Raw genomic sequence first — 13279 nt, 5'->3', positions numbered from 1 at the left:
AGCCCAGCGCGCCGCAATGCGGCGAGCCGGGCTTTTACATGGGGGTAGGGCCGTTAGCTCGCCGGTCGCAAAAACTCGTCTTCCAGGCGCTTGATGCGCGGCTCGTGGCCTTCCAGCTTTTCGGAGTCGCGGCGCATGAGCTGGAGCATTTGCAGCTCGGTCTGCACCAGGTCGTCGAGGCGGGTATCGGTAGTTTGCTGGCGTTTGAGCAGGATTTTCAGCGCATCCACGGCCACGTCCTGGCGCTTGCTTTGCTGCTGAATCTCGGCCATCATCGCATCCTGCCGCCGCTCCGCTTCCGCGTGGCGGGCCTCCGATAGCTTCAGAATGTTAATAATGCTGTCAATCTGCTCGCCGAGATTATCCAGCCGCACTTCCTGGCGGGCAAAGGCTTCACGCAGCCCGTCAATGGCCTCGCCCTGACGGTTAAGCTCCTTAATAATTTGGGCAATCTGCCCGGCCTGCTGGTCCTGCTTGCGGGCCAGGTCCACAAGCAGGCTTTCGAGTTGGTCGAAACGCTTGTCAATATCCATAGCTTTTTTTCGGCAAGATAAATCGAAACTACGCCAGCGCCATTTCGGCGGCTCCCAGCTCGGCCAGCAGCCGTTGCGCCATCCCTACCCCCCGAATACCGTCGAAGGTCACTTGCAGCTTGTCCTTCTGGTCCTTCATGCGGGCCGTGCGCGGATGAGTCTGCACGAAGTTGAGGATGCGCCCAAAATCCTCACCCTGGAAGTATGCCTCGTGCCCGGCCCCGGCGGGCAGGTAGGCGCGCAAGGTTTCCTTCTTGAGCGTCAGCTTATCCAGGCCCAGGCGGCTGGCCTGCCAGCGCAGCTTCACAATGTCCACGAGCTGCTGCACCTGCTCGGGTAGCGGGCCGAAGCGGTCAACCATGCTGGCCACCAGCTTACTTAGCTCCTCAGGTTTCTGCGCCCGGTCGAGCTTGGCGTAAAGCTGCAAGCGTTCCGACACGTTATTGACGTAAGTATCCGGAATTAAGACCGGCAGGTCGGTTTCAATCTGCGTTTCGCGCGGGGCACTGAGCGCGCCGGCCGCCATCTGCAAGCGCTGCTGGCTGGTGCCGTCCGCGCCTTCGCCCAGAAACAGGTCCCGAAACTCGGTTTCCTTCAATTCCTGCACCGCCTCGTCCAGCACCTGGTGGTAGGCTTCGTAGCCCAAGTCGTTGATGAAGCCCGACTGCTCACCGCCCAGCAAATTACCCGCCCCCCGAATGTCTAAATCGCGCATGGCCACGTTGAAGCCCGCGCCCAGGTCCGAAAATTCCTCCAAGGTATTCAAGCGCTTGCGGGCATCAGAAGGCAGGTTAGCCACGGGCGGTGTCAGCAGGTAGCAGTACGCCTTGCGGTTCGAGCGCCCTACCCGGCCCCGCATCTGGTGCAGGTCGGAGAGGCCCGTAAGGTGCGCCCGGTTGATAATGATGGTGTTAGCGTTGGAAATATCCAGCCCGCTCTCGATAATGTTGGTCGAAACCAGTACGTCGTACTCGCCCTCCACGAACTTCATCATGCGCTTTTCCAGCTCCCCGCCCTCCATCTGGCCGTGCGCCACGGTCACGCGGGCATCGGGCACCAGCCGCACGATGGTAGCCGCCATCTCCACGATGTCGCTGACGCGGTTATGCACGAAAAACGCCTGCCCACCCCGCTTCAGCTCCCGCGCAATGGCGTCGCGGATGAGGGTTTCCTCAAACACGTGCAGCTCGGTTTGCACCGGCTGGCGGTTGGGCGGGGGGGTAGCAATGACGCTCAAATCGCGCGCGCCCATCAGCGAAAAGTGCAACGTCCGCGGTATCGGCGTGGCCGAGAGCGTGAGCGTGTCCACGTTCACCTTGATTTCCTTGAGCTTGTCCTTGGTTTTCACCCCAAATTTCTGCTCCTCGTCAATAATGAGCAAACCCAAATCCTTGAATTGCAGCTTTTTATTGGTCAAGGCGTGAGTACCAATGAGAATATCCGTCTTGCCCGCCGCCACGCGCTCCATCGTCTCCTTTATCTGCTTGGTCGTTTTGAAGCGGTTGATGTACTCCACCGTCACCGGCAGGTTGGCCAGCCGGTCGCGAAAGGTCTTGTAGTGCTGCATCGCCAAAATCGTAGTCGGCACTAAGACAGCCACTTGCTTACCATCGGCCGCCGCCTTGAAGGCCGCCCGAATGGCCACTTCGGTCTTGCCGAAGCCCACGTCGCCGCACACCAACCGGTCCATCGGGTGGGGCTGCTGCATATCCTGCTTCACGTCTTCGGTAGCCTTGGCCTGGTCGGGCGTATCCTCCCAAATGAAGCTCGATTCCAGCTCGGCCTGCATAAAACCATCCCGCGAGAAGGCGAAGCCCGGCGCGCTCTTCCGCTTGGCATACAGGCGGATAAGGTCGGCCGCAATGTCCTTGACCTTCTTCTTAACCGACTTTTTCTTGTTCTCCCACTCCGCCGAGCCGAGCTTACTCATGGTGGGCGGCGAGCCCTCCGCGCCACTGTACTTGGCAATCTTGTGCAGGGAGTGAATGCTAACCGTCAGCACATCGTCATCCCGGTAAATCAGCCGAATCGCTTCCTGCACGTGCCCGTTTATCTCCACCTGCGTGAGCCCCGCGAAGCGCGCGATGCCGTAGTCCTGGTGCGTCACGTAGTCGCCAGGCTGCAAGGTCTTCAGCTCGCGCAGCGTCAGGGCCTTTTTCTTGGAAAACTTCTTGGTTTCCTGCGCCCGGTAGTAGCGCTCAAAGAGCTGATGGTCAGTATAAACTGCCAGGCCCAACTGTTCATCAATGTAGCCTTCGCGCAGGGCAATGAGCAGGTGCTGAAACTGCACGTTAGGGTCCAGCTCGTCAAAAATCGTGCGCAGCCGGTCGGCCTGCCGCACGGAGTCGGCCGCGATTATCGTGGTGAATTCGCGCACCTTGTTCTCCCGGATATTCTTCAGTAGCCGGTCAAAATCTTTGTTGAAGCTCGGCTGCGGCTTGGCCGTAAACTGGAATTCCTGCGCGTTTTTAAAGTAAAATCGCTTGCCGAATTCCACCACCGCGAACTCGTCCAGGCATTTTTTCAGGCCCCTACCCCCCTCAAACAGGTCAACTGGCTTGGACACGATTTGCATCCCGCTAGCCTCCTCCAGTAGGCGCTTGAAATTGTTCTCGGCCTTGTCGAACAGCTCCGTCACCACATCCAGCGTCTGGCGCATATCCTTGACCCACAGGCAGCTGGTGCGCGGCAGGAATTCCAGAAATGACTCGCGTCGCTCTTGTAGCAGCTTGGTTTGCACGTTCGGGATAATACTCACCGAGGGGCGCGGCTCCACCGAGAGCTGCGTTTCGGGATTAAACGTCCGAATGCTCTCAATTTCATCCCCGAATAATTCCAGCCGGTAGGGCAGCTCATTGGCGTAGCTGAACACGTCCACGATGCCGCCGCGCACCGCGTACTGCCCAGCCTCGTACACGAAATCCGACTTCTCAAAGTCATATTGCGCCAGCAACTCTCCCAGAAAACTCACGTCCAGCTTATCACCCACCATTGCCGAAAATGTATTCTTTACCAGGCTCTGCCGGTTTATCACTTTTTCGCTAAGCGCCTCTGGATAGGTAACGATGAGCGGAGCCTTACCCAGCGTCGCTACGCTGGCCTGCCGGCTGGCATTGAGCTGGTTCAGTACCTCGGCGCGCATCAGCACGTTGGCGTTTTCGGTCTCATCAAAGTCATACGGCCGCTTGTACGATGACGGGAATAGTAGAGCCTCTGGCCCGTCAGGCAGCAGGTGCCGCAGGTCAGCCATAAACAGGGCGGCCTCGTCCTTATCGTGCAAAATGAACACGTTGGGATGCGCGAAGTGCGCGGCGGCGGCCGCCACCACCGCATCCTGCGAGCCCACGAGGCCGCGCAGGTGCACGCGCACCTCGCCGCCGCGGGCCGCGTCGTCGGCCGGGCGGCCGGGGTCAGCGGGCTGGGCCGCGCCCAGCAGGCGGGCACTCAGGGTTTGCAGCTCGGCATCGAGGCGGTAGAGGCGGAGAAAATCAGCTACTTGCAAGCTAGTGAATCTACTAAGTGGAGAATGCGGAAATGCGGAAAACAGGCTGCTGTGAAAAGGTGCTGATTCATTGGCTAAAGGTTTGCCTTACATCAACACGTTTTTACATTTCTACTTTTTCCACATTAGCGCATTAAATAAAAGCGGCCAGCCCGGCCGGGAATGATTCCGGTCGGGCTACGTACCCAGCCAATACCGCCGCCAGGGGCCGAAAGTTTCCAGTTGTAGCTTGGGACATTTAATCTCTGCCCCCGATGACCCGACCGCAGTGCCGCCATAGCAGAAATCGAGCAAGTATTTCCAGAGGAACTCCGCTTTAGCTTTGGGATGATGACGGTAATTGAAAATAGGCTGTCACGCTACGCCCAGCTGTTTGACCCGCCCATTCTCTACCCCCCGCCAACTCCCGTGCCACTGCCCGCCCCCGGCACGGTACCTTAGCCAGCTGGATTAACCATTATTATACATTATGAACCCCCGCGACCTGCCCGAAGTAGTAGCCGAGCTGCTTATTGAAATGCACGAAGTGCGCTCGGAGATGAAAGCTATTAACGGCCGCCTCAACCGGCTGGAACACCGCATAGAAGGCGTCGAAACAGAACTCAAACTAATGCGCGAGGAAAACCGCCAGAATACCGACTGTATGATTGATGCCTTTTCAAAGAGCATGGCTCCGCTTATTGACCGGGTGCTGAGCTACGAGAAGCACCTAAATACGCTCGAAAACCCCACGTCCTAAGTACGTTGCGCGGTTCTGCTCACCTGGCCATCGGCCTCATTACGGGCGTGGCGGTAGCGGGCCTGGTGCCCGGCGTGCCGTTTTCGCTGGCCGGCATTGCGCTGGCGGGCTTCTCGGCCCTCGCCCCCGACCTCGACCACCCCGAAAGCCGGCTTAGCCAGCGGCTGGGCTTCGCGCAGGGCTACGTGCGCTGGGCCTTCGGCGGGGCCGCGCTGGGGCTGGCGGCCTACGCCTACCTGCTGCTACACCCCGGCCCCGACCAGCGCCTGAGCTACGTGGCGGCCCTGGCCTTCGGGCTGCTGGGCGTAGCCTTGCACGGTGGCTCGGCCCGGCGGCTGGCGCTGCTCTTCACAGGACTGGGTACGGTGCTGGCCGGCTTATATGCGCACTACTTATGGCTCAGCTTATTGGGCGCGTTTATCGCGCTGGCGCCGTTCACCTCGCACCGCTCCTGGACGCACACCATCTGGGCCACTATCTTCTGGACCTACATCGGCTACTTGGCTAACCACAGCCTGGGCTGGCGCGGCATTGCGCACTACGCCGGGGCGGGCTACGCCTCACACCTGCTGGCTGATACACTTACCAAATCGGGGGTGCGCTGGCTGCTACCCCTCACCGATTTTAGCTTCAAGGTGCCAATACTTAGCACGGGCACTAAGTCGGGCAACGTGCTGGAGGCCACTATCTGCCTGGGCTACGGGTTGCTGGTGCTTGGTTTAGTGATAGGCAAGGTTGGGTTTTAAGATGAATTAGTTGTGGATGTAACCGCCCGGCCTTAGCTTCGCGTCGGCGTGAGTAGCCGCAACGCAGTAAAATATGCCAACGCGAATTATAGCAGCACGTTTGGCTGGCTGTCTTGCACCCCGTCCCTACGCTGACCTTTAACGGGTTAGCTTGTTAAATTCCTATTTAATAGGCGTTATTTTGACCGATACCAACTTTCAATTTTTACCCCACTAACATTCCAGTTTTTATGAACCAGATGAATAGTCCGCTCATCCGGGTCGGCGTTTTCTACGACGGCAATTATTTTTTAAAAATCAGTGATTATTACTATTTTCAGCACGAGCGCAAAGCCCGTATCAGCCTCGAAGGTCTACACGAATTTGTCCGGCACCAGGTAGCGGAGGAGGAAGATGTTGACGTGCGCCTGGCGCAGATTACGACCTCCCACTTCTTCCGGGGCCGGCTATCGGCCACTGAGGCCCGCGACAAAGACCGGCTTTTTCATGACCGCCTGCTCGACGATATCCTGATGAACCTGGGCGTGTGCACGCACTACATGCCCCTCAAAACCCGCGACGGCCGCTTGCAGGAAAAAGGCATCGACGTGTGGCTCAGCCTCGAAGCCCTGGAAATGGCGCTCCATAAAACGCTCGACGTGGTAGTGCTCATCGCCGGCGATTCTGACTACGTGCCCCTCATCCGCAAGCTCAACACGGTGGGCACCCGCGTGATGCTGCTCAATTGGGACTTCAAGTACGAAGATTTTAAGGGCGAAACCCGCGTGACGCGCGCTTCGCAGCACCTGCTGGAACAGGCAACCTACCCGGTGGCCATGCATTCTGTTATTGACCGCGGCTTGCAGGAGCAAGATGAGGTGGTGGAGAATATGTTCGTGACGCAGAGCGAGCCGGCCGCCTTTGCCACCCTGCCTACCCCCGCCGCCAACGGCCACGCGGCCCCGGCGGCCTCCGCCGCTGCCGCGGCCAGCCTGCCCCGCAGCGCAGTGCGTCCGACCGGCCCTACGGCAGCCGGCCCGGTGGGCACGATTGGCATGAGCACTATTAAAAATCTGAAGAATGGCTTCGGTTTCGTAATAATGCCTCCTAACAACCTGTTTTTCAGCTATGCCGACTTATCGGAAGGCGACTTCAACGACCTGCGCGAGGGCGATTGGGTGGAGTTTACGGTGGGCCGCAACCACCGCGACGAAGACTGCGCCCGCAATGTGCGCAAAGTAGCCGCCCCCAACCTAACCGGCGATGAAGACGGCGACTATGAGCCCAGCACGGTGAGCCAGCCCATCGGCGCAGTACTTTAAAGGAATTGAGCATGAATAAGTAGAGAAGTACAATTCCTCATTCTGAGAAAAGATACCCGTTCGTTCTTGCTGCCTAGTGCAGAGAGAACGAACGGGTTTTTTGCTACATCTCACTTTCTCATTCTTCATTCCTAATTCCCAATTCCCTTTTAGTGGCCGGGTAGCGATTGAAAGTACCCAGGCCCTGCGCTACAGCTTGGGTGGCCTCGGCGTGGGCCCGGTAGATGGTGCCGCTCACCACTACCGTGGACTTACCCTCGTGCTCGACCCGTGCCACGGCGTGCAGCTCATCGCCGAGCAGCACTGGCCGCAGGTAATTGATTTTAAACTCGATAGTCGAAACTAGTTCGCCCGCCGGGAAGGCCTGTGTGAGGGCCGCCGCGCCCAGTACTGCGTCCATGAGGCCGGCGAGCACGCCCCCATGAGCCGTGCCCGGCGAGGAGAGATGCGCTTCCTGAATAGTCATGCGGTACTCGGCGTGGCCGGGGGTAGGCACGGTCAATACCATGCCATTGGCCTGGCCGTAGTGGTTAATGTGGTTGTAGTGGGCCACCAGAACGGGCCAGTCGGGGAGAGTCATGCTTCGGGAGCGATTGAGGGGTTAGCCCTTTGGGGCGGCCGGGGCCACAAAGATGCGGCGGATGCGCGCCTACCTTTGCAGTGCTTCACGCGTGCCACATCAATTGGCAGCCTGCTACCGTAAGGTAATCCTGCCCCCAGCTATCAGACTTAAAACTAACCCCCCGAAACAGCTTATGCCTTCCTTCGACATCGTGAGCAAAGTAGACCCCCAAACGCTGGAAAACGCCATCAACACCGCCAAAAAGGAGTTGGCGACGCGCTACGACCTGCGCGATACCAAGGGCGGCATGGAACTGGATAAAAAAGGGAATACTATCCTGCTCAGTTCCGAGAATTCGATGCGCATCAAGGCCCTCGAAGATATCCTGCTCACCCGCATTGTGAAGCAGGGCATCGATGGCACGGCTCTCGACTTCACGGCCGAGGAGCAGCCCAGCGGCGCGCTCATCAAAAAAACGGTGAAGGTGCGCGCCGGGGTAGATAAAGACGCGGGTCGCAAAATTATCAAAGCCATTAAGGACAGCAAAATTAAGGTAGAGGCCCAGATGCAGGACGACCAGATTCGGATATCGGCCAAGAAGATAGATGACTTGCAGGCCGTTATAGCCCTGTTGCGCCACACCGATAATGGCCAGCCGCTGCAATTCGTGAACATGAAAAGCTAGCTTGAATGAAGAGTTCGGAACAAGGCAGAGGAGACTACTCCTGTAACCTCTCCTTTTTAATTCTTACTTCCTCATTCTACATTCTTAATCAACCATAATTTGTCACCTTTCGCGGCCTTTTCTTCCGAGCATTTCGCAGCCTTCGCGCAGCTTCAGACCTGGGTTAGCCTACTTACGCTCACTATTATGGAGATTGTGCTGGGCATTGATAATATTATCTTTATCTCCATCACTGTCAACCGGCTAGCTCCGAATGAGCAGGCACGAGGGCGCACCATCGGCTTGCTGCTGGCGCTGCTCTTTCGGGTGGGGCTGCTGCTGAGTATCTCCTGGATTGTGGGCCTGCGAGCGGCGCTGTTTACGCTCCATATTCCGGGCGTCGTCAGCGACTTTGGCGTGAGCGGGCGCGACCTGATTCTACTGTCCGGGGGCTTATTTTTAATTTATAAGAGCGTCGTCGAGATTTACAATAAGCTGCAAGGAGAGGAAGAAGATGCCCACGCGAGCCAACAGCCCGCCCGGCTGTCGGCCATTATTCTCCAGATTATCATCATTGATATCGTGTTCAGCTTCGATTCCATCCTAACGGCGGTAGGACTGGTGAATAACGTGCTGGTGATGATTGCAGCCGTTATCGTAGCAATGGGGCTCATGGTGATTTTTAGCGGCTTTATCGCCGATTTTGTGAACCGTAACCCTTCCATCAAGATACTGGCGCTGGCATTTCTCGTCATGATTGGCTTCATGCTGGTGATGGAAGCTACCCACAAGGAGGTCGAAAAGGGCTACCTCTACTTCGCAATGGCCTTCGCCCTGGCGGTGGAGGTGCTTAACATGCGCCTACGCAAAAAAAGCAAGGCCAGCGTTGAGTAATTGGTAATGGGTAGTAGGTGATGGGTACTATCGTTCTGTAACAGAACAATAGTACCCATCACCTGAACGCACAGGTTAAATTAGTATACAGAACCAGGCGCTTTTAGCCCGCAGAGACGCAGAGGGCGCAGAAGCAAACGGCTTCTCGTAGGCTGATTCAAAAAGTCAGTTCCATTACCTATTGCCTATTTCTCTACCACCCGTTGCTCATGACCCGTTGGTGGGCCAAGTCGAGCAGGCGGCGGTTTAGCTCGGCGCGGTGCTGGCGGTAGAAAGCTAGCTCCTCGGTGGTGAAGTGGCCCATTACCAAGCCCACCACAGTAGCCCGCAGGCGCGTGTTGCGGGTCAGGAGCTCGGCGAGTACCCGTCCGGTTTGGGTAGCGTCGGCGGTGGCCAGCGGCAGGCGATAGTCGGCCGCAAAATCGGCGACGACGGCTAGTAGCAGCGCGTGCTGGAGCTTGAGCAGCGGGCGCAACACCAAGTGCTGGAAGTCGGCCACCGTGGTGGGGGTAGGAATGGCGGCGGGCTGGCCAGCAATAACGGGACGCAGTGCCAGCAGCGTTGTAGTGGGGCGGAGAAGAGGAGCAGAGCGGGGGGACATCATCAAAACGAATACGTAAGCCAAAAAAGCCCGGCCGAAGCCAGACTTTTCAGACATACAAAATTTAGCCTTATTTAGTGCTGAATGGTGACCTTGACTGTGAAGCTACCTTCGGTTGTGGTCACGCGCACTATGTAGAGGCCGGGGGCTAATCGACTAGTATTCAGCTCAACACCAGCCTGTTGCATTTGGGTGGCGGGGGCGGTGGCTTGCAGCACGGGCTGGCCCAGCAGGTCGAGCATCACTAGCTGCATGGGGGCGGCGCTGGCTAGTTGCGTGCGCACCGTGAGCCGGTCCTGGGCGGGGTTGGGGTAGGCTTCGAGGGCGCTGCTGACAGTGGCCCCCTGCTGGCTGGAAAGGGCCACTACCTTGGTCGTGGGGGGTAGGGAAAAATCCTCCTTAATGCCGGTGAGGCGGGGCGTGCCGCTCACGCGGTCGCCCTGCACGGCGGCGTAGCCCATGCCGCGGCGGGCAAACACGTTCCAGATGAGGTCGGCGTTGGCGGCGCGGTTGGTGAGCGTGTCGGCCCGCAGCAAGGCATCGCGGCCATCCAGAAAGCCGGGGTTGCAGACCTGAATCTTGCAGGCATCGAGCACCAGCTTGAGCATCTTGTTATTACCCCCCGTAGTGGCGGCAAACATGTCGGCGGCGTAGCCATTTTTGTAGATGAACTGCCAGTTCAAATCCCAGAGCACCGAGGTCCAGACTTCGCCCAGCGCGTGGGTTTCGCTGTAGTTTGCGGTGCCTACCTGGCCGTAGGTTAAGGGGTTGACAGCCAAATTAGTAGAGTACGGGTAGGTACGGATGCCGGGGCCCGCCGCCGAGGTGCCATTGACCAAATAGCTAGCGATATAGCGCGGGGTGCTGCCAATATCGCCAGGCTGGGTAGTCATCCAGAGGCCAAAAAAGTCGCTCCAGCCCTCGCCCATTGACTGGGTGGTAACGGTAACGGCGGCGGCCCCAGTGCCGGTCGTCACGGTCTGAATGACGCAGCTGGCGTTAGTGGGGCCGCCGGTGAGGCGGTTGCTGATGCCGTGGCCATACTCGTGGCTTACTACCCCGTTGTCGAACGCGCCGTCCCAGTCGGCTCCTACTACCGTTTTGGCGCAGCCTACCCCCACTACCCCGCCCGTGAGGGCCGCCTGAAACCGAGCCCCCACTACCCCGCTCAGCCCGATAACCGGAATAGTCACGGTAGAATCGGTGCCGCCCGGCGAAAGGGGCGTGGTCGTGGTCAGGTCGGAGTCGAAGATGATGGCCCCGATGGCCCCGGCCTGCTGCGCAAATTTCACTTTATCAGTGAAGTTGTTGGAGGCGGGAGCTACGCAGCCCCGGCGCTGAATCAGGGCGATGTTGCCGGCCAGCGCCGCCGCGTTTATGGGTGGCGCGCAGGAGTGGATGCCCCCATCGGGCGACACCCCGTCGTTGACGGGTACGATGTTGCCACACAGGCCATTGGAATTGGCCAGCTTCGAGATGGCCGGCCCAAAGGACGCCGTACCAAATCGGTAGGAGCCCGCGATGGCACTCGGAGCCGTAATGGTAAGCGTATTAACCGAATTGTCCCACAAATACATCTGCATGGTGCCGCTGCTGCCATCGGGCGGCGTGCCGAAGTTGGCATTGTTGCGCCCGCTGCCATCCTGCGCCTCGGCCCGCACGGGGTCGCCGCCCGCGCCCGCGCCGGTGGCGTTTTTATACTGAAAGTTGCCCGCCGCCTCACTAAAGCCGTGCGCCATCATGATGTCGTGCACCATGTTGTTCCAATAAAACAGGTTAGTAGTGGCGGCGTTGAGGTTGGCACGCGGGCCGGTGGTCTGCACGAAGGGGAAGTCGAAGTTCAGCGTCGAGCCGCCATCGGGCGAGCTGGTCGAGGAGTTATAGTTCGCGTTGCCGGGGCCGCTGACAGTATTACTGTTGTCGTCGTAGGCGGCCACGTTGTTGCCGCGCGTCAAAAACTTGCCGCTCGAGGCCAGCGAGTAGGTATCGGGAAAAGTACCGCTTGGGGCCAGGCTCGCCTGCCAGCCGTAGGGCGAGTAGGTGGGGTTGGCACTGCTCAGCGGCACGACCTGCCGGCTGCCGGTGTTGGGCGACTCCAGCGGCACGGGGTACACGGTGAGGCTGCCGGCGGCGGCGGGGCTCAGCACCTGGCGCGGGGCATTGGCCGGCGCAAGGGGGGTAGGGGCCGCCACCATTGGGCCAGCTAACCGGCGCTGCCCCAACTGATTGAACGTTGTAGCCTCGCTCACTACGTAGTCGTTTTGTTCCACCAGGCGGCCGGTTTGGGCATCCACGCGGGCGCTCCAGTGGTGCTGCTGGTCGAGCTGGGCGATGGTCACGTTCCAGACCAGCACCAGCTTATCCCCCACGCGAGTATATAGCAGGCGCACCGGAATGTCCTCGCGCGAGATGCCGCCGTTGTTGAACACCATCCCATCGGCCACGCGCGCCTCGGTTACGGTTTGCAGGGCCACGGGGCGGGGTAGGCCCAGACCTACGGCGGCGGCCGTCACGGCCTGCTCGGGCGTGAGGGCGGGACTCGGGCTGGCTGCTTTGGCCGCCGCGCCCGCCACGAAATTCTGAGTAGTCAGCACCACCTTGCCCGTGGCGTCGGTGTGTATGGCCCCGGTGGCGTTGAAGATGAGCAGGCCGTTGACGCGCTGCTGCAAGTACGTGTGGGTGAGGCCCGTACTGGCATCCTGGTACGAATCCGTGATGAGCGGGTCGGCCACATCGGTGGCGCTCAGGCCTTGCGCTTTCGCCCTGGTGGCGAAGGCGGCCAGCGCGCTGGCCGGTAGCGCCGTCTGGGCCCGCGCCACGCCGGGCAGCGCCAGTGCGGCGGCCAGCGCCAGGGTGCGGCAGCCCGCAAAGGTAACTAGTTGCTTCATGAACTAACCGTGGAAAAGTAGAAATTTTGGGCCCTAAGATTCCAAAGATAACCCCCCATTCTACCCCTTCCAACGCCCGGCACTCAAATAAGCTAACCGGCCAATCGAACCGCGTTTCTTTCTGATTTTTAGCTGAAAATTCCAAGCTTGCTCAGCACATCCCACAGCACGACCCCCGCCGCCACGCCCACGTTGAGCGAGTGCTTGGTGCCGAGCTGCGGAATCTCCACCGCTACCTCGCACAGGGCCAACACCTCATCGTCCACCCCGAACACCTCATTGCCAAGCACCAGCGCCAGCGGCCGGCCCGGCGCGGGCCGAAACTGCGGCAGCGGCACCGAGGCCGTAGTTTGCTCCACGGCCACCAGCTGGTAGCCCTGCGCCTTCAAGGCCTGGGCGGCTTCGAGAGTGGTAGGGACGTATTCCCAGGCCACCGACTCGGTGCTGCCGAGGGCAGTTTTGGTAATTTCGCGGTGCGGCGGGCGGCCCGTAACGCCGCAGAGGTAGATTTTTTCGAGCGCAAACGCGTCGGCGGTGCGGAAGACAGCCCCCACGTTGTGCAGGCTGCGCACGTTGTCGAGCACCAGCACCACCGGGCTTTTAGGAGTAGCTTTGAAATCGGCCACCGGCAGGCGGTTCAGCTCCGGCATCGTGAGTTTGCGCATGGAAGTAGGGGTAGCTTTAGCTTGCCGCCCGCCGGGGGGGTAGGGCTGCCCGGAACGCAACGCGCCGGCCGGGGCGTTTGGAATTGACTTTATTTAATTATCCGGCAAGCTAAAGCTTACCCTACACTCTTGACTCCCGAACCAAAAAAGCAGTTCGCCATCAAAGCCCTGGGGCCCGAGCACA

Annotated in this window: 11 protein-coding genes; 5 read left to right on the top strand and 6 right to left on the bottom strand. The window is 59.4% G+C overall.

Translation table 11 applies throughout. The features are described 5' to 3' along the window. Positions 1-53 precede the first annotated feature (53 nt). Together LC531_RS18930 and mfd are read right to left on the bottom strand one after the other, a co-directional pair. Entirely contained in the window at positions 54-533 is a 480-nt protein-coding gene (locus tag LC531_RS18930) for a hypothetical protein (protein WP_223653067.1), read from the bottom strand. A 28-nt stretch (positions 534-561) separates the two neighbouring features. After that, positions 562-4035 (bottom strand): transcription-repair coupling factor, encoded by a 3474-nt coding sequence (gene mfd / locus LC531_RS18925; protein WP_223653065.1) that lies wholly within the window; start codon positions 4033-4035, stop codon positions 562-564. Between the two features lie 469 nt (positions 4036-4504). On the opposite strand from mfd, the gene LC531_RS18920 reads away from it, so the two are divergent. From LC531_RS18920 to LC531_RS18910, 3 genes are all read left to right on the top strand, one after another. Beyond that, on the top strand, positions 4505-4774 hold the full coding sequence (locus LC531_RS18920; protein ID WP_223653063.1) for a hypothetical protein: 270 nt from the start codon (positions 4505-4507) through the stop codon (positions 4772-4774). A gap of 5 nt (positions 4775-4779) precedes the next feature. After that, positions 4780-5520 carry a metal-dependent hydrolase gene (locus LC531_RS18915; RefSeq protein WP_223653062.1) on the top strand — a complete coding sequence of 247 codons (741 nt, stop codon included), beginning with the start codon at positions 4780-4782 and terminating at the stop codon, positions 5518-5520. Positions 5521-5750: 230 nt separating this feature from the next. Further along, on the top strand, positions 5751-6821 hold the full coding sequence (locus tag LC531_RS18910) for an NYN domain-containing protein (RefSeq protein WP_223653060.1): 1071 nt from the start codon (positions 5751-5753) through the stop codon (positions 6819-6821). A gap of 118 nt (positions 6822-6939) precedes the next feature. Here LC531_RS18910 and LC531_RS18905 read toward each other — a convergent pair whose 3' ends face one another. After that, the gene (locus LC531_RS18905) at positions 6940-7401 is read right to left on the bottom strand and encodes a PaaI family thioesterase (RefSeq protein WP_223653058.1); all 462 of its coding nucleotides are present in this window, start codon (positions 7399-7401) and stop codon (positions 6940-6942) included. Positions 7402-7576: 175 nt separating this feature from the next. On the opposite strand from LC531_RS18905, the gene LC531_RS18900 reads away from it, so the two are divergent. Together LC531_RS18900 and LC531_RS18895 are read left to right on the top strand one after the other, a co-directional pair. Then, positions 7577-8068 (top strand): YajQ family cyclic di-GMP-binding protein, encoded by a 492-nt coding sequence (locus LC531_RS18900; protein ID WP_223653056.1) that lies wholly within the window; start codon positions 7577-7579, stop codon positions 8066-8068. 186 nt (positions 8069-8254) lie between these two features. Continuing rightward, positions 8255-8941 (top strand): TerC family protein, encoded by a 687-nt coding sequence (locus LC531_RS18895; protein WP_223654007.1) that lies wholly within the window; start codon positions 8255-8257, stop codon positions 8939-8941. Between the two features lie 193 nt (positions 8942-9134). Here the strand turns inward: LC531_RS18895 and LC531_RS18890 are convergent, their stop codons facing one another. The 3 genes from LC531_RS18890 to LC531_RS18880 form a co-directional block, all read right to left on the bottom strand. Next, on the bottom strand, positions 9135-9545 hold the full coding sequence (locus LC531_RS18890; protein WP_223653054.1) for a hypothetical protein: 411 nt from the start codon (positions 9543-9545) through the stop codon (positions 9135-9137). 71 nt (positions 9546-9616) lie between these two features. After that, the gene (locus LC531_RS18885) at positions 9617-12430 is read right to left on the bottom strand and encodes a M36 family metallopeptidase (protein ID WP_223653053.1); all 2814 of its coding nucleotides are present in this window, start codon (positions 12428-12430) and stop codon (positions 9617-9619) included. Between the two features lie 128 nt (positions 12431-12558). Next, positions 12559-13095 (bottom strand): RNA methyltransferase, encoded by a 537-nt coding sequence (locus tag LC531_RS18880; protein WP_223653050.1) that lies wholly within the window; start codon positions 13093-13095, stop codon positions 12559-12561. Between the last annotated feature and the right edge of the window lie 184 nt (positions 13096-13279).

This window comes from Hymenobacter psoromatis, from assembly GCF_020012125.1.
GTDB classification, from domain to species: domain Bacteria; phylum Bacteroidota; class Bacteroidia; order Cytophagales; family Hymenobacteraceae; genus Hymenobacter; species Hymenobacter psoromatis.
This window is presented reverse-complemented; position numbering and strand designations above follow the sequence as displayed.

Excerpts from the sequence above, each read along its gene's own strand:
- LC531_RS18930 (WP_223653067.1), bottom strand. The coding sequence starts at position 533 with ATGGATATTGACAAGCGTTTCGACCAACTCGAAAGCCTGCTTGTGGAC.
- LC531_RS18920 (WP_223653063.1), top strand. The coding sequence starts at position 4,505 with ATGAACCCCCGCGACCTGCCCGAAGTAGTAGCCGAGCTGCTTATTGAA.
- LC531_RS18910 (WP_223653060.1), top strand. The coding sequence starts at position 5,751 with ATGAACCAGATGAATAGTCCGCTCATCCGGGTCGGCGTTTTCTACGAC.
- LC531_RS18905 (WP_223653058.1), bottom strand. The coding sequence starts at position 7,401 with ATGACTCTCCCCGACTGGCCCGTTCTGGTGGCCCACTACAACCACATT.
- LC531_RS18900 (WP_223653056.1), top strand. The coding sequence starts at position 7,577 with ATGCCTTCCTTCGACATCGTGAGCAAAGTAGACCCCCAAACGCTGGAA.
- LC531_RS18895 (WP_223654007.1), top strand. The coding sequence starts at position 8,255 with ATGGAGATTGTGCTGGGCATTGATAATATTATCTTTATCTCCATCACT.
- LC531_RS18890 (WP_223653054.1), bottom strand. The coding sequence starts at position 9,545 with ATGATGTCCCCCCGCTCTGCTCCTCTTCTCCGCCCCACTACAACGCTG.
- LC531_RS18885 (WP_223653053.1), bottom strand. The coding sequence starts at position 12,430 with ATGAAGCAACTAGTTACCTTTGCGGGCTGCCGCACCCTGGCGCTGGCC.
- LC531_RS18880 (WP_223653050.1), bottom strand. The coding sequence starts at position 13,095 with ATGCGCAAACTCACGATGCCGGAGCTGAACCGCCTGCCGGTGGCCGAT.